Source organism: Fervidobacterium riparium, from assembly GCF_025370035.1.
In the GTDB taxonomy this organism is placed as follows: domain Bacteria; phylum Thermotogota; class Thermotogae; order Thermotogales; family Fervidobacteriaceae; genus Fervidobacterium; species Fervidobacterium gondwanense.
In genome coordinates this window covers 642829-660604 of record NZ_CP009277.1, presented here as the reverse complement: position 1 = coordinate 660604, position 17776 = coordinate 642829, and the positions used below count along the sequence as shown (strand labels likewise).

Genomic DNA, 17776 nt, shown 5'->3' with positions numbered 1-17776 from the left:
ATTTTGGGTTTGCAATTACAAGCTTACTGCTATCTTTTCTTCTTCGATTACAGTCTTGTGCGGTGCGTTTTCGGGGATGCCTACTTCGTCGTATCTTCCTCTTACGTGTTCAACTACATGAGCTCTTTGTGATCTGAATACCTTTTTGAGATAGCTAAATGCTTTCCATGGGTCAACGTGGTCACCGCAGGTAAATAGGTCAACAGCTGCATAACCGTACTCTGGCCATGTGTGAATTGTTAAGTGCGACTCGCTTATTATGACCACACCGCTCACTCCGTAGGGGAGGAACCGGTGAAAAGAAGAGTTAACTATTGTGGCACCAGTCTCGTATGCTGCTTGTTTCATGTGAAACTCGATACCATCGATGCTGTCAAGTATTTCCTTGTCACAGTCGTAGAATTCGGCTATGATATGTCTTCCCAAGCTTTTCATGGTAATCCCTCCCCATGTAAGATTTTTGTTCATGTTCTAAAAGCTCGTCAGTAAATGAATTTCGTTATTGCGGTTTATGTTCACTTAAGTAGACCAGACATTTCCATATAAGTCGGCATGTTCAGTTAAGTGAACATAAACCGTCAGTATTACGGACAATATTATATACCCCATGTTTCAGTTTTTTGGTTACTGATATGTAACACTTTTACTAATTTTTCTGTCGGTTTTTGCTTAGTTTAAATCTAATAGAGTATAATAATTTGCCCTGAAAAAAGAATAGCTAATACAGCATATAAGACCGAAAGGAGTGTTGAGAAGGTGGAACGAAAGGAAAGGCAAGGCATGATTTTTACTACGCTATTTATAACAGGTATTGTTGTTTCGAATGTTATCGCAGCGAAGGTTGTTAAGTTTGGTGTTTTCCTATTTCCAGCATCGATTATAAGTTATACATTCACATTCATAATTGCAAACATGGTCTCTGACGTGATTGGAAAGGAACGTTCAAAGTTCCTTGTTTGGATGGGATTCTTAGCACAAGCGACTGCAAGTGGATTGATTTTGCTCGGGCTCTTCATGCCTGCTGCTTCTGTCGACAGGGGAGAGGCTTACAGGATAATCTTGGGAATGAACTGGAGATTCACACTTGCGAGTTTAGCGGCGTATGGAACTTCACAATTCATGAATTATTACATATTCAATTCTAAGAGATTTAAGAGTGCAGCAGTAGCAAATCTTGTTTCAGTCCTCGTTGCTCAATTCTTTGATACAGTTGTTTTCACGCTTGTTGCGTTCCTCGGAGTGTACAATCAATTGATCTCTATGGTATTGTCTCAGTACGTAATAAAGATTATAATAGTATTAGTTGCAAATCCTGTTTTTATGCTCACCAAAAAGATGAAAGGGTGATTTGTTGTACTTTTTTGAAACGTACGGTTTTGATGGATTGAAGAACATGGGTATAGATGTTGCTTTAGGAGTGTTCTCTGAAAAATTAAACGATGTCATATTGCGCTTTTACACTTGGAAAGTTCCAACACTTTCTTTGGGAAAGCATCAAAATTCCGATGATATAGATGTGGACTATCTTAAAGAGAATAATTTTGATTTGGTTAGAAGACCTTCTGGCGGAAGGGCTGTACTACACTGGGATGAATTGACGTACTCTGTTGTAGTGCCAAGGAATCACGAGCTTTTCGAAACAAGTGTCCTCGAACTGTATAATCTGATTTCAAGGCTACTAATAGAAGGTTTGAGGCGCTTAGGGTATCCAGTTGAATTAACAGAGGGCAAAAAGAAAGCATCAACACATGTCTGCTTCCAAGTTCCATCGACGTACGAAATAACTATGAATGGTGTAAAGGTTGTTGGCAGCGCTCAGACAAGGACCCAGGATTACATCTTGCAACACGGCTCAATAGTTCTGATACCGCACGATGAGGTTAAGCACTGCTTCAAAAGTACGAAGAACTTGGATATACCTTTGATAGGTCTGTATGATTATCAGCACAAACCGATAGAAGAAATCGCAGAAAGCATAAGGTTGTCGTTTGAGTCTCGTTTTGGAAAGGCAAAGACACTTAGCAAAGAGATGATAAATGAAGTTATGGACAACTCGGAAAATCTGATTGAAAACTTTATAGTAAATGTTGGGAAGTGATAGTATCGCGGGTATTCTGTACATTGTCGGTACACCGATCGGCAATTTGAAGGATATAACATTAAGGGCTTTGGAAGTGTTGAAAGATGCCGATTTGATACTTTCTGAAGACACGAGAAGGACTCATAATCTTCTAACACACTACGGAATATCTAAACCGCTGGAGTCTTTCAACGAGCATAATTCACATAAGAAGGTTGATAAGGTTATAGAGCTGCTAAAACAAGGAAAAAATATTGCCCAAGTATCAGATGCAGGAATGCCTGTGGTTTCGGACCCGGGAGCTATACTAATCAAAAAGTGCCATGAAGAAGGAATCACTGTTCAAGTAATTCCGGGACCGAGTGCATTGACAAGCGCTGTTGCGCTCAGCGGGTTTATGGGTACGCACTTCTACTTCATCGGATTCATGCCGAAAGACAAGAACAGAAGAAGGCTTTTGCGAAAGATAAAAGATAATGAATTGATAGAAAGATTCGTTTTTTTCGAAAGCCCTGAAAGGCTTAGAAAAACGCTTGATGATATACTGAAGATTTTGGGAGACTGCGAGGTTTTCATCGCAAGAGAGTTGACAAAACTACACGAAGAGAGCTTCAGAGGTACAGTGACGAGCGCACTCGAACATTTTAAAGATGTCAAAGGAGAATTGACCGTTGTTGTTCAGAAAGTAGAGGGTCAAGAGAATCCAGAAGAGTCAAAAGCTATTGAATGATGCAGGTGGAAAAAGTATGTTGAAAATCGAGACAGGTGAGCTTAGAGGGAGAGCAATAGAAACTGTTCCTGATCCAAGGACGCGGTATTCTTCGGCGATTCTTAGAAGAAGTCTTGCAAATATGGTTGATTTCCAAGGGAAAGTGTGTGCTGACATATGTGCAGGGAGCGGTTCTGTTGGGTTTGAGATGATAAGCAACGGTGCAGCGCATGTGACATTTGTTGATACTTCAAAATTATCTGTGGCAACGATTAAAAAGAATGCTATCAACCTTGGAGTTGAAAATAAAGTTGATATAAAGAAGATAGACGCACGCCGGTTTTTGGAAACACATGCCGGCGTTTTTGACATTATTTACTCTGATCCGCCTTACGAGCTGGGAATAGTACGCGATATACTCGAACGTGTTCATGCAATAATGGACGTGAATTCAATGTTTATCCTTCAGTGCTCTAAGAGAGAAAGACCTAAAGAAAGCGAGATAAGTAATTTAAGAATCATAAAAGAAAAGGATTACGGCGATACGCTCTTGCTATTTTTCGAAAGGTTATAATTTTCAGCTTTTTGTGGTATAATTGTCTGGGGGTGTTGGTATGCAAATTTCATTCGCAAAGAAAGAACGTGAAGTTATTGCAAAGCTTGGAGAACTTTCAAGAAAAACAGTAGAAGCGACTTCTACTCTTAGAAGTTTTTTCGACTGTTATTTCAAAAACGAGTGTGATCAGAAGCAGAATTTTTTTAAAGACATAAAACGTATTGAGCATGAAGCTGATGAAATAAGGCGCGGGATTATATCTGATATATACAAAGGTCTATTTCTTCCGGATATGAGAGAAGTTATACACTCTCTTACCGAAGGTATAGATAAAATAGTCAACAAGTGCGAATCGGTAAGCAAAATTGTGGACTACCAACACCCGAATGTTCCAGAGCACCTTAAAGAGAAGATTATAGGACAACTTGATTGTGCAGTCAGCGCAGCGCAAGCTTTCGTTACTGCCGTCGAAAAGCTATTTGACAACATCGACGAAGTCCAGCATTATGTAATTGAGGTTGAAAGGTTTGAACACAATGAAGACGTAATCGAAGAAGAAGTTTTGAGGGATATATTCTCTTTGCAGATAACTTTGGCTGAAAAGATGCAGTTGAAGGAGCTCGTTATCAACGTTGGTGATATAGTCGATAGAACAGAAGATGCCTCGGATATATTGGAGGTATTGCTATTAAAACTCGCTTATTGATATTCTGTTTATCTTTATTTGCTATCGCTTTTACTTCAATTACTTACGGTGCAAAATATTATGTTTACTATAACTCACTTGTTCCGATCTACATATCATTAACGAAAATAGAGCCATTTTTTGAATACAGCAAAGTTGTAGAATACGATTGGGAGAGACCACAAGCTAAGATTTACGAGATAAGGAAACCGAAAAATGATGCACCTTCGGTACTGTTGATTCATGGAATTGATCCAAACGAGATATATGGGACGTGGACACGTTACAAAGCTATCTTCCGAGATTCTTGGACGAAAATATTGCCTGAAGACTATGGATTGTATTTTTTTATTTATCCCTCGTTGGACATACCATTAGAAGAAAGTGCAGATGCACTTGTCAGGGAAATTGAAAATATTTCCAAGAAGTTCGAAGAGAATTATGATAATGCGAGCGTTCGTTTCAATATATATGCCCACAGCATGGGCGGTTTACTTTTAAGATACGCATTACAAGAAGATGAATTCAAAAAACATGTAAACAAAATCATCTTTGCTGGTACACCGCATATCGGATCTCCTTTGGCAAATTTCATAGTCATGAACAAGAGTTTGCTTAAGCTCAGGAAAGACTGGGGATTTATAAAGAACGTGCTCATAGCTTCAAACATTTCGGGTGGATATACGTACGCACCGAATTATAGATATTTAATGTATGGTTCGAGATATCCAGAAGTACCAAATGATGTTGAATTTCTAAATTTTGCAGCTGTGATAACCCAAAAAGCTGATGTGATGTTTGAAAACCTTGTGACAACCGAAATGTTCTCAACGACAGGACTTCTATTTTTGAAATCGGTCACAGATATTTTATTTTCAGATAAGCAATTCACCGATAATGATGGAATGGTTCCAATTGAAAGCGCAACTTATTATGGAAAATGCGAGATTTTTAGAGGTTTCGACCATGCAGATCTCGTTATGAGTGATATAATAATCAAGAAGGCGATTGAATACTTTTATGGAGAAAAAGTTAAGTAACTCGGCAGGTGATAAGATGAGAGATATAAGAAAACTTCTAACAGCTTTTGTAGTTTTAGTGATCATTTTAATTCTTTCATCGTGCTCTATACCGTTCATTCCAGAAGTTCCTCCATCGAGCTATTCGTTAGAAGCGGCGGTCAACGTTCTTAGTAACAAGTACACACTGCTTGAGAGCGGTTGGATTAACGGTTTTGGAGATATTCAACTCGGAGATGGTCGTTTTGCTATTTTCGACGGTGTTGATGGATTTTTCATGCTATTCAAATACGAAAGTAATGAAGAAGCGAAAGAAAATTGGAACAAGATAACGAAAAAGTACGGTAATCCTTTGAAGATCAAGTACATGAAAGTAAACATGGGCGACTATGGAGTTTTCACTGTAAGGCTTGAGAGTACTGATCTGTACGCTTGGTTCAAAGAAAATTGGCTTATAGTTGTTACTGGTGACAAGATTGAAGGGTTTGTAAGGGATGTTAATGAAATATACAATACGGTAAAAAGGTAGGACAAATTGCAATATGAGTAAAGATAAATCTATCGATTATACAATAATAGGCGTTGACGAAGCTGGAAGAGGACCGCTCTTTGGACCTGTTGTTGCAGCGGCGGTTTTTCTCGATGATGATGTTTATATAGAAGGCATAGATGACAGTAAGAAGCTGTCCGAGAAAAAAAGAAACGAACTATACGAGATAATTTTTTCAAAAGCGAAGTTTGGAATAGGATTGGCAACACCAGAAGAAATTGATCTGTACAACATATTCCACGCAACGGAACTTGCTATGAACAGGGCACTTGAATTGCTTAGTCAATTTGTTGAAATAAAAAATGTCTTTGTTGACGGTAAGAATTTGAAATTGAACTATCCGGCAACTTGCATCGTGAAAGGCGATGGCGAAATTTATCAAATCTCCACTGCATCGATTCTGGCAAAAGTAACAAGGGACAAGATAATAAAGAAATTCGATTTGCAATTTCCACAATACAAGTTATCGGTACACAAAGGCTATCCAACAGAAGAACACATTGAATTGCTGAAAATTTACGGTCCAACACCTTTTCACAGATTAACTTTTGAACCGGTTACTCAGATATTATCGATAGAGCTTTTAGATTCATGGCTAAGAGAAGGTCTTATATCAGAAGAAAGATACAAGAAAGTTTCGAGTCTTTTGGAGGTGGATCTCTTTGGGAATCTCAGAAAACATCGAACACATCGAAAAAACAAATGATAAATTGAATCTTGAAGAAAAAATTCTCGACAAGGGTTTTGTAAGGCTTGTAGATATGATGGGGGATGATTACGCAGCGGTTAAAGCCGCTCGAGTTTCGTATGGTCAAGGGTTGAAAACACCCGAACGCGACAAGGCACTAATTATGTATCTCATGGAACACGGGCACGAGACACCTTTTGAACATATAGTCTTTACATTTCACGTTAAAGCACCGCTTTTCGTTGCAAGGCAGTGGTTTAGGCACAGGATTGGTTCATTTAACGAGATAAGCCAGAGGTATACGGAAATAAAAGAGGAAGAATTTTACATACCTGAAAACATAAGAATTAACGTTCCTGAGGACAGGCAAAAGGCGATAGTTGTTGATGACACAGAACTTCTTGAGAAAGTTAAGGAAGCAATGGTGAAGACCTTCGAGGAGGCTTATCACACTTACAAAGAATTGCTCAACATGGGTGTTGCAAGAGAACTTGCACGTATCGTTCTACCTCTTTCAACTTACACGCAGTTTTATTGGACGGTTAACGCGAGAAGTTTGATGAATTTCTTGAGTTTGCGAGCGGATTCTCACGCCCAGTGGGAAATAGAGCAGTACGCCATAGCTATTGCGAAGATGTTTAAAGCAACTTGCCCGTGGACCTACGAGGCATTTGTAAAATACGCCTACCGAGGTGATATCCTTGAAGCTTAGAGAAATACTTGAAATAGTAGAAGGAAAAGTAATTGCACCAGAGGATGCCGATTTGAACATAGAAATCAGTAAAGTTGCAGCCTCTGACTTGATGAGCGACGTGCTCGCACTTACAGAACCCGGTTCACTGCTTGTAACAGGGCTTGCAACACCGCAATGTGTGAGGACAGCGGGGGTTGTCGGCATTCCTGTTGTTATCATTGTGCGCAACAGGGACATAATGCCTGAAACATTGAAAGCCGCAGAAACGGCTGGTGTTGTGCTTTGCGTAACGAAAAAAGGCATGTACGAAGTCTGCGGGTTGCTGTACACCGCAGGACTTCAACCTGTCTTTAACCAAGGATAATAACTGCTATTGGTGGAAGGTGGGGACATATGATTCTGAATTTAGAACCGCTTTATTCATCAATTGTTGAAGATATAAAACAACGTGTGGCAAGGTTACCGAGAACACCGAAGCTGGTAGCTGTCACTTGCCAGCCAGAACCTTCAACGCTGAGTTATCTGAGAAGTCAGGAAAAACAGGCTAAAAGATTTGGTATTGAATTTGCGGTATATGAGGCACCGAAAGCGTCGGATTTGAAATTGCTTTTGCCTAAGTTATCAGCTGATGACTCTATCAACGGAATCTTTCTCACACATCCACTACCGCCGGAGATTTCTGAAATCGAGGCGATTTCTTTAATCTCTCCGGACAAAGACGTTGAGGGCAGGCATCCAGCGAACCTTGGAAAAATAATGTACGATAGCCCCATCTTTCCGCCATGTACTGCAGAGGCTGTGTTAAGAATAATAAAATATCTTGGAGATCCAACCGGAAAGAGAATTTCCGTTATAGGCAGAAGTGTTACCGTTGGAAAACCGCTTGCACTTCTTTTGTTGCAAAAGGGTATTGACGCAACGGTAACTGTATGTCATTCAAGGACCAAGAATATAGCTGAAATAACGCGCGAATCGGATATTGTGGTTGTTGCCATAGGAAGAGCGAAGGCCCTCAACAAAGATTATTTCAAGCCTGGAACAACTGTCATAGATGTGGGTATAAACGTTGAGAACGACGAAATTTTTGGAGACGTGGACCCCAGTGTCGCCGAGATATGTGACTTAACGCCTGTTCCGGGTGGAGTCGGGAGGATCACAACACTGGTTCTTATGGAGCATACAGTAAAAGCAGTTGAAATAGCAAGGAACATTTTATAAAAAGATAAAAACATATCAACCCTTAGGAGGTGTGTACGAGTGAAACTTATATTCGCAGGAGCGCCAGATGCAGGAGCAACAACAGGAACAGCTACACCAACAAGTACTTCTGGAGCATTGATGCAGATGCTCATCATGCTACTTATCTTTTTTGCGATGATGTATTTCTTGGTGATACTGCCGCAGAGAAGAAGAGAAAAGGAATTCAAACAAATGATCGAGAGCTTGAAAAAAGGTGATACTATAATCACAACTGGTGGTGTGGTTGGCAAGATAGTTGATATCAAGAAAGACGTAATCAAGATCAAAAGTGCAAATTCAACTGAGCTTGAAATTCATAAGGCTTACATAGCTAAGGTAATTAAAGAGAAAGAGGAAGCCAAAGAAGAAGTAAAAGAAGATTCCAAAGAATAAGTAGCGGGGGAGGGTTTCGGAATGCGGAGTGATCGCATAAGACTTATCATCTCATTGGCACTACTTGTAGCAGCTGTTGTAGCCATGTTGCTGCCCGGTGGAAGACCGGCAAGTGGTTTTGCGAAGTTTTTCAGTCGCATCAAACTTGGTCTTGACTTAAGCGGTGGAGTAAGGCTCGAGTACAAGGTTGATATTGAAAAAGGTACGGAAAATCCAAGTGCGGTAGTTGATGATGTTTGGACGGTTTTGAGAAACAGGCTTGACTCAGCAGGATACACTGAAGCGGTGGTAAAGAAAAGTTTCAGAGAAAACAATTCTTTTGTGATTATAGAAATCCCAGATGCAACGGATACGTCAAGAGCAGAAAAGCTAGTTGGTTCAACTGGTGTGCTCTGGTTTGGTCAATCGATTGACGAAAGAACGTACGACCCAACGACAAACCCAGACGATGTGAATCTTGCGTTAAGAGAAAACGCCGAATGGTATCAGAGCAAAGATGGAAAGACTTGGTACTTGATCAAGAAAGAAATTAACAACAGGAAAGATCTTGTACTCTCAGGTCCAAGAATTGTCGAGGCGGTACCAACAATAGATCAAAAAGGTGTTGCAAATTACGTAGTTTCTTTCACGCTTGACAGACAATTTGTCGAACTTTTCAAAAATATCACAAAGGAACTTTACGTACCTGAACAGGTTCTTAATAGCGGTACAACGCAGTATCAACTTGCACTTAAGAAGAGACTTGCAATAGTTCTTGATGATAAAGTTCAGTTTGTTGGATTTGTCGTCAGTCCAATCGAAGATGGAAAAGGACAAATTAGAGGAAACTTCACTTTCGATGAAGCAAAGGAACTGGCCGCAATACTTAGAAGTGGTGCACTCCCGGCAAGGTTGGAAAAAACGACAGCCAATCTTGTTTCACCAACTCTTGGTAAAGATGTCCTCAATCAATCACTCAATGCAGGTATAATAGGTGCAATACTTGTCATACTCTACATGCTTATCATTTACGGAGTTATGGGATTTGTTGCTGTTATCGGTATATTCTATGCACTGATAATAATTTTTGGATTCCTTGCCGGAACTGGTGCAATACTCACGTTGCCAGGTATTGCAGGTATAATCTTCACAATAGGTACTCTCGTTGATGGTAATATAATCATCTACGAAAGGATCAAAGAAGAAGTTAGAAGCGGAAAGACTATAAAGGCAGCGATAGAAATGGCATTTTCAAGATCTTTCTGGACGCTATTTGATGCAAACCTTACAACTATAATTGCTGCACTTTTCCTCTACTACTTCGGTACTGGTACAATCAAAGGATTTGCTATAACAACGATCGTTGGTATCTTTGCAGCAATGTTCATGAACCTCGTATTCAGCAAATTCTTGCTCGATGCAATGTCTGGGGCTATCAGAGTTAGAAAAGCAGGGGGTGCAAAATAATGAAACTCGATTTCGTTGGAAAAAGATATTACTTCATTGCGCTTTCCGCAGTATTAATAGTTATTTCAATCATAAGCATATTCACCAAAGGATTCAATGTTGGCTTGGAATTCATAGGTGGAAGCGAAGTTGTAGTTAAGACTTCGCAAGATATGAAAATTGCAGATGTCAGGGCAAAGATTTCTGACTTAGCTCCAGAATTCAACAACGCAAGAGTTCTTGAAGTAAAAGCTCTTGGACAAGAAGAGGAAAAGACATTTTCAATCGTTGTTGCACCAAAGGATGAAAAAGGTAATCTGAGAACGTACAATGCTGATGAAAAGGCAACATTGTCGAAAGCAATAGAAGAAAGACTCGGCGGTAAAGTCGTTTCATTTACAGAAGTCAGCGGAGACGCGGCGAACGAAATCAAGAACCTCACTTGGAAAGCAGTGGTATTCACACTCCTCGGAATTCTTATATACGTAGCTTTGAGATTTAAATTCGCATTTGGTATAGGTGCAATTTTGGCACTTATCCACGACGTCGTGATAACACTCGGCTTCTACTCGATTTTCGGCATAGAAATGAACATTGCGGCGATTGCAGCTGTTTTGACACTCGTAGGATACTCTGTCAACGATACGATTATAGTATTCGATAGGATCAGGGAATTCGGAAGGAAATTCAAAGGTAGAGAAATGGCAAGTGTTGTTAACGACAGTATAAACTCTGTTATATTTAGAACAATAAACACATCTTTAACAACGTTCTTTGTCATACTGATGTTGCTCTTGCTCTCAACTGGTAGCATAAAGTCATTTGCATTTGGAATGACGATAGGCGTGGTTGTCGGAACGTACTCATCGATATTCATCGCTTCACCGATAGTAATAAAATGGGTTAAGTCTCTATAATTGGGTGACTATATGGATACGGGGGCATGTTGACCGCGTGCCCCCTTTTTGTAATAATAAAATTCGACAACGGAGGTGGGATTTTGGCTATACTATTTTCATCAATATTGGCGGGAACTATTTTGATAGTTTACCTAACTTTAAACGTGCTCGACAAGAGTCCAGGAAACGAAAAGACAGAGAAGATATCAAGAATCATTCAACGTGGTGCGAAGTCGTTTTTGTTTCAAGAGTACACAATCTTCTTCCCAATAGTCTTCTTGCTCTCACTTCTCTTTGGATTTTCATCCGGTTGGGTGAATGCAATTTCTTTCATTATAGGGTCTTCGTTCTCTGTTTTGGCAGGATTCTTTGGAATGCTTATCGCCACAAAATCTAACGCGAGAACTGCCTGGGGTGCTACAAAGGGAATAGGAGAGGCGCTCGACATAGCCTTCTCTGGCGGTGCAGTTATGGGGCTCATTGTATCGGTCCTCGGACTTGCAGGTCTCGGGATAGTGTATCTATTGTTTGGTCTCCAAGCGGTAAGTTATTATTCACTTGGAGCGTCCTTTGTTGCGCTCTTTGCCAGAGTTGGTGGCGGTATCTATACCAAAGCGGCAGATGTTGGTGCTGACATTGTTGGAAAGGTTGAATCGAACCTTCCGGAAGACGACCCGAGAAACCCCGCAGTTATCGCTGACAACGTGGGTGATAACGTTGGAGACGTTGCTGGCATGGGTGCAGACCTTTACGAATCGTACGTTGGTTCAATATTCTCCGCGATATCTCTTGGATATGCACTCTTTGGAGCGAGTGGAATAACGAGCACGCTTTACATAATCTCTTTTGGACTGATTTCGTCGATACTTGCGATAATACTGGTTAAAGTCTTATCAAGGCTCAACACAGAACCAGCGCTCGCTTTAAGAAGCGGTACAATTGCTTCGAGCGTAATCTTTTTGGCGTTTTCGCTTTCATATGCAATCATGGATAAGAACATGAACCTATTCTGGACAGTTTTAGTTGGTAACATCGTGGGCGTGTCAATAGGGCTCATCACTGAATGGTACACATCCGGAAAGAAAGTTGAGAAATTAGCACACTCAGCAGCGATGGGACCTGCCAACGTTATCATCAGCGGTACAGCGCTTGGAATGGAATCGACAGCGGTGATAACCATTCTCATAGCGGTTGGAACACTTATTTCACACAAATTAGGCGGACTGTACGGAATAGCGATGGCTGGGGTCGGTATGCTTGCTACACTTGCGATGAACCTTTCAGTCGATGCTTATGGACCTATTGCAGACAATGCTGGTGGAGTAGCTCAAATGGCAGGATTGGAAAAAGGCGTAAGAGATATTACCGACAAACTCGACGCACTTGGGAACACAACCGCGGCTATGGGAAAAGGTTTTGCGATAGGTTCAGCAGCACTTACAGCTATAGCCTTGTTCGCAAACTTTGGTTCTATTGCACACATTCAACAGATACAGCTGCAAGACCCAAAGATGTTCATCGGTGCTCTGATAGGTGCAATGCTTACGTTCTTCTTCTCAGCGCTTGCAATGAACGCAGTTGGCGATGCTGCAAACGATATGGTTGAGGAAATAAGAAGACAGATCAGAGAGATGCCTGGAATACTTGCCGGCGCGACAGAACCTGACTATGGAAGCTGTATAAAAATCGCCACAAAAGGTGCACTTAAACGAATGGTCTTACCATCAGTGCTTGCAATTGCTTCACCGATTATCTTGATGCTAGGTCTTGGCGTTCAATCGGTAGCTGGATTGTTGATAGGCTCAACCGTAACAGGCGTTGCGCTCGCTATATTCATGGCAAATTCAGGAGGAGCTTGGGACAACGCTAAGAAGTACGTTGAAGAAGGACACCTCGGTGGTAAGGGATCATTCGCACATAAGGCAACCGTTGTTGGCGATACAGTTGGCGACCCTTACAAAGACACTGCTGGTCCAGCACTTAATATACTTATAAAATTGATGGCAATTACATCGATAGTATTTTACTCAATTGTGGGGAGGTGGATTCAATGAGACGTGTGGGAGTACTTTCAGTTGGAAACGACTGCCCGGGTATAAACGCAGCGATAAGGTCAGTTGTTGTCAACGCTATAGAGAAAGAAGTCGAAGTCATGGGTATCAAAGATGGCTTTGAAGGTTTATTGAATGATAAGGTTGACATACTTGTAAGAAACAACGTTTCAGGTATACTTCACCAGGGCGGTACAATACTCGGCACCTCTTTATTCATTCCAGAGAGCGATGAAGATTTGACAGCAATAAAGAACAAAACGATACAATACGGAATTACGGGATATATCATCCTTGGCGGAAGGAATGCTGTCAGAGCAGCTTTAAATTTGCAAAAATACGGAATACCATCAATAATAGTTCCTGCAACGATAGACAACGACCTTTCATTTACAGATTTTTCAATAGGATTCATAACAGCACTTGAGCACGTAACACAAGCACTCGACATAATCCACTCGACAGCGGAATCGCACCATAGAGTCATGATAGTCAAGACGATGGGTGCACCGGGTGGATGGCTCGCCACATTTGGAGGATTGGCAGGCGGTGCAGATTTTGTCATCACGAGCTCCGATGTGCTTAATCCAAAAGAATTGGTTCAAACTATACAGCATAGGTATGAGAGTGGAAAACGATTCTCGCTTGTCGTTGTCGAAGATGGTGTAAAGCTTCCAGATGAGATAATCGACGAATGTAAATGCTCGAATGAAAGTGATCCGGCAGAAGTCGTTGGGCTTTACATAGGTAGGAAACTGAATCTTGAATGGAGATATACAAACCTTGGATACATCCAAAGAGGAGGAACACCTGCTGCAATAGACAGGATAATTGCAACCCAGATGAGTGCAAGAGCGGTTGAACTCGTCAAAATGGGTAAATTCTACCATGCAGTTGGTGTAAAGGGATTCATCGTCACAGAAGTGCCGTACAGCGATACACTACTTAACGTAAGGCCAGTAGATTTCTACATCAAACAACTTGCAAAATTGTTCTATTAATATTTAATATTAATTCTTGGAAAACCTGAAAAAGTCGGTGTGAAAAAGACACCGACTTTTTTTATTATGACAATTATGAGAAAAGAAAATGAGCGTAATAAAGAGAAATAAAAAGAAAGACAACATTTGAAAGACTATCATGTGCTTATTCTGTACGTATCGATTTTGTTATTATATTTTTAACATGATATAATGAAATTAGTTTTCGGTAACGTTACCAATAACAAAAAACGGTGACAATTGAGATGTAAGTCTTAAATAACAAAGGGGGTTGCTATATGGCTGAAAGATTGCCGTTGTGGAAGAAGTGGATGTACGCACTCGGTCAGCTTGGATGGTCACTCACAAGCTTTGCGATTGGAAACGCACTTGTTTATTTTTACATGCCGCCCGAGGGGGTGAATTTTACGCAGTTTATTCAAAAGGGTATAGTATTCGCAGGACTCACGATAGTTGGATTAGCGCTTGGCGCATCGAGGCTTTTCGACGCTATCACGGATCCTCTCGTTGCGACTTTGTCTGATAGGAGCAAACTGAAACTCGGTAGAAGAAGAGGCTATTTGGCAATAAGCGTATTACCTTTCGCCGTTCTTTCTTTTCTGCCGTTCTTGCCACCATCGAACAATTATTTAATAAACACGATCTGGCTCTTTTCTACAGTAATAGCTTTTTACTGGTTCATGACAATGTATGTTACACCGTTTTTTGCATGGATGAGTGAGCTTGGGCACACGCCAGATGAAAGGCTCGGACTGAGCACGATGATTTCTGTTACGTGGGCAATAGGGTACGTTATAGGAACGCAGATATACCTATTCCAAACCATCTTAGAAAAAGCTGGTTTTGAACCACTAAAAGCATTCCAGACAGTTACAATAGCTTACGGTGTTGTAGGTTTTATCTTCATGCTGCTACCAATAATATTTATAGACGAGAGAAAATACTGTGAGGCACATACAGTAAACGAAGGTGGACTTGAAGCGATCAAAACAGCATTAAAGGATAAACCGTTCTTTATATTTGTCCTCCAAGACCTGCTCTACTGGGTCGGATTAACCGGCATAAGCCTTGGACTTGTTTACTACATAACAGTTCTACTAAAATTGCCAAAAGAACACGCTTCACAAGTTCAGCTCATAATGTTTTTGCTTTCGTTCCTGTTCTATGCACCTGTGAATATTCTTGCGAAAAAACTTGGTAAAAAAAGACTGCTAATGGTTGGATTCATAATATTTGCTATAAACTTCGGATTTACTTCAATGCTTGGAAGACTGGCATTATCACCGGTTGCGCAAAGCTACATCGTCGCAGTCCTCGCAGCGATACCGTTAGCCATATTCGGAATACTTCCAAATGCAATGGTTGCCGATATAGCTGAAGCCCATGGAAAGAGAACTGGAAATTACAAGGCAGCAGTTTTCTTTGGCGCAAGGACATTCGTGCAGAAGATGGGCCAAACAGTTGCAGGTCTTATATTCCCTTCGCTATTCATACTCGGCTCAAATGAAGTTAATGAAGTTGGACTAAGAGTAAGTGCGATAGTTTCACTTGCCCTGATGATACTCGGATATGTTCTGTTGCTCTTCTATGATGAAAAATTTATATTGAAGCATCTCCAAACAGTACATAGTGAATAAGTCTAAAAAGTTTCTTTCATTAAATAGAACCGAGGCAGAAAGCCTCGGTTGTTTTTTTGCCTTTTGAAAACCTCAACAAGACTTAAGACTTTCAGCAATCGTGAAAATAATAACAACAAGATATTGACAGTATAATGAGTATGTATTAAAATATTAATGGAACGTGAAATATATCACAAAGTTAGTTATTTAATACTAAGTATAGCTTATTCCAATCTTAGAGTGCAGGAGGTAGACTAACATGTTTGAAAAGAAAGTTAACATCTACAACGTTTTCGAGCTTAGGTGCAAGACAACATGCTATTTTGGAGTTGGCGCTATTGAGAAGATGAAGGATATATCTGAATATCTTAAAAATAACAACATGAAGAAAGTTATCGTTATTACAGACCCTGTTGCTTATAAAATCACGGGTGCATGGGATGTTGTGACAAAGTACTTTAAAGAATACGGAATTAAGTACGTTCTGTACGATAAGGTTACACCAAACCCGACGGTTGAGCAAATAGACGAAGCGACAAAACTCGGAAAGGAATTCGGTGCGAAAGCAGTACTCGGCATAGGCGGAGGTAGTCCAATCGATACGGCAAAGAGTGTTGCCGTTTTGCTTGAGTACGACGGAAAGACTGGCTCTGAGCTTTATGAAGGAAAATTCGTTCCAACAAAAGCAAAACCGATAATCGCAATTAACACGACACATGGAACAGGTACGGAAGTCGACAGATTTGCTGTAGCCTCTATTTTGGAAAAGGAATACAAACCAGCGATAGCATACGACTGCATTTATCCATTGTTTGCAATAGACGATCCCAAACTGATGCTAACACTTCCATACAAGCAAACTCTCTACACGTCAATTGATGCTTTGAACCACATTACAGAAGCAGCTACTACACTTTCGAGAAACCCATACTCGATACTCTTGGCAAAAGAAACGGTTAGACTTATAGCTACATACTTACCTCAAGCATTGAGCAATCCAAACGACCTGAACGCAAGATACTGGCTGTTGTATGCATCCGCAATAGCGGGTATATCATTCGACAATGGGTTGCTCCACTTCACGCACGCACTTGAGCACCCGCTGAGTGCAGTTAAGCCAGACCTTGCGCATGGACTCGGACTTGCGATGCTTCTTCCTGCTGTTGTCAAAGAAATATATCCTTCTGTAGCTGACATTCTTGCCGAAGTGTATGAACCAATTGTTCCGGGATTGAAAGGCAATCCAGGCGAAGCAGAAGCTATAGCCAAGGGAATAGAAAACTGGCTATTCAACATGGGAGTTACGGAAAAACTTTCAGATATAGGATTCAACGAAGGTCACGTTGACAAACTCACAGAACTTGCAATGACGACACCTTCACTTGGATTGTTGCTTAGCCAAGCACCGATAAAAGCTGAGAGGGAAGTTATAAAGAGGATATATGAGACATCATTGAGGAGAATGTGACAAAAAACCGGGCTGATTTACGCCCGGTTTTTGCTTTTAACGGCGTTCAATATTTAAGAGTACATTTTTACTATATCAAAAATCTCTTCGCACGTAGATAGCGCCTGTAAAGGTTCTTCTTTTGATTTGTATTCTTTTGTAATGAGAAGTTGATTATTAGCGTAAATGACAGACACTCCGAAGTACCTGACAAGCTGTTCTTTTAAATCTAAAGGAAGTCTTTCGCTTACTTCTTTTGGAATAACTTTATAAGTCTTATCGAAGGCAGTATTCTTTCTCAAGAAAATAATTTCAAATGGCGAACGAGGTATTATACTGCATTCCGGAAGCTGGGAATGAAAATTTTCAAGTAGATAACAGAAATACTTTTTATAGTAATTTCTCGCGGTTACTTCTAATTCAAAACAAAGTGATTTACCTTCCTGCTCTTCTGTGGGGTATGTGAACAAGTGTTGTACTTTCAGATTCTTCCATCTGAAATTCGGGTTGAGTTTTGAGAATGTTTTTGAAAACTCCTTTTGGAATGTTTTATCTTCTCGAGCGATGTATCTGTATCCATGACCGTTGATGTAATCCTCTACGAGGTTTTCTTGTTCCTTTTTCTTTTTTCTGAATCTGTAAATCACAAATAGAACGATAGCATCGGAGACTATTATGAAAATTACTAATAGTATTACAAATGTAGAATCCATATACAGCG

At 40.4% G+C, this 17776-nt stretch carries 20 protein-coding genes; 18 read left to right on the top strand and 2 right to left on the bottom strand.

The window, feature by feature from the left end; all coding sequences use genetic code 11:
• Positions 1-15: 15 nt before the first annotated feature.
• Positions 16-435, bottom strand: a complete 420-nt coding sequence (gene speD / locus IB67_RS02945) for an adenosylmethionine decarboxylase (protein ID WP_072759676.1) — start codon at positions 433-435, stop codon at positions 16-18.
• Between the two features lie 321 nt (positions 436-756).
• Here speD and IB67_RS02940 point away from each other — a divergent pair, with 321 nt between their 5' ends.
• The 18 genes from IB67_RS02940 (at position 757) to IB67_RS02855 (ending at position 17076) form a co-directional block, all read left to right on the top strand.
• On the top strand, positions 757-1347 hold the full coding sequence (locus IB67_RS02940) for a queuosine precursor transporter (RefSeq protein WP_072759674.1): 591 nt from the start codon (positions 757-759) through the stop codon (positions 1345-1347).
• A gap of 4 nt (positions 1348-1351) precedes the next feature.
• The gene (locus tag IB67_RS02935; protein ID WP_072759672.1) at positions 1352-2098 is read left to right on the top strand and encodes a lipoate--protein ligase family protein; all 747 of its coding nucleotides are present in this window, start codon (positions 1352-1354) and stop codon (positions 2096-2098) included.
• On the top strand, positions 2085-2810 hold the full coding sequence (rsmI, locus tag IB67_RS02930; RefSeq protein WP_072759670.1) for a 16S rRNA (cytidine(1402)-2'-O)-methyltransferase: 726 nt from the start codon (positions 2085-2087) through the stop codon (positions 2808-2810). The genes IB67_RS02935 and rsmI overlap by 14 nt, the downstream gene beginning before the upstream one ends.
• Positions 2811-2826: 16 nt before the next feature.
• The gene (locus IB67_RS02925; RefSeq protein ID WP_072759710.1) at positions 2827-3363 is read left to right on the top strand and encodes an RsmD family RNA methyltransferase; all 537 of its coding nucleotides are present in this window, start codon (positions 2827-2829) and stop codon (positions 3361-3363) included.
• Positions 3364-3403: 40 nt separating this feature from the next.
• Entirely contained in the window at positions 3404-4051 is a 648-nt protein-coding gene (locus IB67_RS02920; protein WP_072759668.1) for a TIGR00153 family protein, read from the top strand.
• A complete protein-coding gene (locus tag IB67_RS02915) occupies positions 4048-5070 on the top strand; it encodes a lipase family alpha/beta hydrolase (protein ID WP_245789591.1) in 1023 nt (340 codons plus the stop codon). The genes IB67_RS02920 and IB67_RS02915 overlap by 4 nt, the downstream gene beginning before the upstream one ends.
• Positions 5071-5086: 16 nt before the next feature.
• Positions 5087-5578, top strand: a complete 492-nt coding sequence (locus IB67_RS02910) for a DUF3242 domain-containing protein (protein WP_072759706.1) — start codon at positions 5087-5089, stop codon at positions 5576-5578.
• A 13-nt stretch (positions 5579-5591) separates the two neighbouring features.
• Positions 5592-6305 carry a ribonuclease HII gene (rnhB, locus tag IB67_RS02905; protein ID WP_072759666.1) on the top strand — a complete coding sequence of 238 codons (714 nt, stop codon included), beginning with the start codon at positions 5592-5594 and terminating at the stop codon, positions 6303-6305.
• A gap of 55 nt (positions 6306-6360) precedes the next feature.
• Positions 6361-6999 (top strand): FAD-dependent thymidylate synthase, encoded by a 639-nt coding sequence (thyX, locus tag IB67_RS02900; RefSeq protein WP_218587315.1) that lies wholly within the window; start codon positions 6361-6363, stop codon positions 6997-6999.
• Positions 6989-7345 (top strand): hypothetical protein, encoded by a 357-nt coding sequence (locus IB67_RS02895; RefSeq protein WP_072759664.1) that lies wholly within the window; start codon positions 6989-6991, stop codon positions 7343-7345. The genes thyX and IB67_RS02895 overlap by 11 nt, the downstream gene beginning before the upstream one ends.
• A 29-nt stretch (positions 7346-7374) precedes the next feature.
• On the top strand, positions 7375-8199 hold the full coding sequence (locus IB67_RS02890) for a bifunctional 5,10-methylenetetrahydrofolate dehydrogenase/5,10-methenyltetrahydrofolate cyclohydrolase (protein WP_424695454.1): 825 nt from the start codon (positions 7375-7377) through the stop codon (positions 8197-8199).
• A 39-nt stretch (positions 8200-8238) separates the two neighbouring features.
• A complete protein-coding gene (yajC, locus tag IB67_RS02885; protein WP_072759660.1) occupies positions 8239-8613 on the top strand; it encodes a preprotein translocase subunit YajC in 375 nt (124 codons plus the stop codon).
• A 21-nt stretch (positions 8614-8634) separates the two neighbouring features.
• Positions 8635-10059, top strand: a complete 1425-nt coding sequence (gene secD / locus IB67_RS02880; protein ID WP_072759658.1) for a protein translocase subunit SecD — start codon at positions 8635-8637, stop codon at positions 10057-10059.
• Positions 10059-10955 carry a protein translocase subunit SecF gene (gene secF, locus IB67_RS02875; protein ID WP_072759656.1) on the top strand — a complete coding sequence of 299 codons (897 nt, stop codon included), beginning with the start codon at positions 10059-10061 and terminating at the stop codon, positions 10953-10955. Before secD ends, secF begins: the two co-directional genes overlap by 1 nt.
• Positions 10956-11038: 83 nt before the next feature.
• Positions 11039-12991 carry a sodium-translocating pyrophosphatase gene (locus tag IB67_RS02870; protein WP_072759654.1) on the top strand — a complete coding sequence of 651 codons (1953 nt, stop codon included), beginning with the start codon at positions 11039-11041 and terminating at the stop codon, positions 12989-12991.
• Complete coding sequence (locus tag IB67_RS02865; RefSeq protein ID WP_072759652.1) at positions 12988-13989, top strand: 6-phosphofructokinase; 1002 nt, start codon at positions 12988-12990, stop codon at positions 13987-13989. Before IB67_RS02870 ends, IB67_RS02865 begins: the two co-directional genes overlap by 4 nt.
• A gap of 278 nt (positions 13990-14267) precedes the next feature.
• Positions 14268-15626 (top strand): MFS transporter, encoded by a 1359-nt coding sequence (locus tag IB67_RS02860; RefSeq protein ID WP_498875452.1) that lies wholly within the window; start codon positions 14268-14270, stop codon positions 15624-15626.
• Between the two features lie 241 nt (positions 15627-15867).
• Positions 15868-17076, top strand: a complete 1209-nt coding sequence (locus tag IB67_RS02855; RefSeq protein WP_498875451.1) for an iron-containing alcohol dehydrogenase — start codon at positions 15868-15870, stop codon at positions 17074-17076.
• A 53-nt stretch (positions 17077-17129) separates the two neighbouring features.
• Here IB67_RS02855 and IB67_RS02850 read toward each other — a convergent pair whose 3' ends face one another.
• Entirely contained in the window at positions 17130-17768 is a 639-nt protein-coding gene (locus IB67_RS02850; protein WP_072759648.1) for a FeoB-associated Cys-rich membrane protein, read from the bottom strand.
• Positions 17769-17776: the final 8 nt, after the last annotated feature.

What these genes read in the sequence shown, in the direction of transcription:
- speD (WP_072759676.1), bottom strand. Translation starts at nt 435, where the DNA reads ATGAAAAGCTTGGGAAGACATATCATAGCCGAATTCTACGACTGTGAC.
- rsmI (WP_072759670.1), top strand. Translation starts at nt 2,085, where the DNA reads ATGTTGGGAAGTGATAGTATCGCGGGTATTCTGTACATTGTCGGTACA.
- IB67_RS02925 (WP_072759710.1), top strand. Translation starts at nt 2,827, where the DNA reads ATGTTGAAAATCGAGACAGGTGAGCTTAGAGGGAGAGCAATAGAAACT.
- IB67_RS02920 (WP_072759668.1), top strand. Translation starts at nt 3,404, where the DNA reads ATGCAAATTTCATTCGCAAAGAAAGAACGTGAAGTTATTGCAAAGCTT.
- IB67_RS02910 (WP_072759706.1), top strand. Translation starts at nt 5,087, where the DNA reads ATGAGAGATATAAGAAAACTTCTAACAGCTTTTGTAGTTTTAGTGATC.
- rnhB (WP_072759666.1), top strand. Translation starts at nt 5,592, where the DNA reads ATGAGTAAAGATAAATCTATCGATTATACAATAATAGGCGTTGACGAA.
- thyX (WP_218587315.1), top strand. Translation starts at nt 6,361, where the DNA reads ATGATGGGGGATGATTACGCAGCGGTTAAAGCCGCTCGAGTTTCGTAT.
- IB67_RS02890 (WP_424695454.1), top strand. Translation starts at nt 7,375, where the DNA reads ATGATTCTGAATTTAGAACCGCTTTATTCATCAATTGTTGAAGATATA.
- secD (WP_072759658.1), top strand. Translation starts at nt 8,635, where the DNA reads ATGCGGAGTGATCGCATAAGACTTATCATCTCATTGGCACTACTTGTA.
- secF (WP_072759656.1), top strand. Translation starts at nt 10,059, where the DNA reads ATGAAACTCGATTTCGTTGGAAAAAGATATTACTTCATTGCGCTTTCC.
- IB67_RS02865 (WP_072759652.1), top strand. Translation starts at nt 12,988, where the DNA reads ATGAGACGTGTGGGAGTACTTTCAGTTGGAAACGACTGCCCGGGTATA.
- IB67_RS02860 (WP_498875452.1), top strand. Translation starts at nt 14,268, where the DNA reads ATGGCTGAAAGATTGCCGTTGTGGAAGAAGTGGATGTACGCACTCGGT.
- IB67_RS02855 (WP_498875451.1), top strand. Translation starts at nt 15,868, where the DNA reads ATGTTTGAAAAGAAAGTTAACATCTACAACGTTTTCGAGCTTAGGTGC.
- IB67_RS02850 (WP_072759648.1), bottom strand. Translation starts at nt 17,768, where the DNA reads ATGGATTCTACATTTGTAATACTATTAGTAATTTTCATAATAGTCTCC.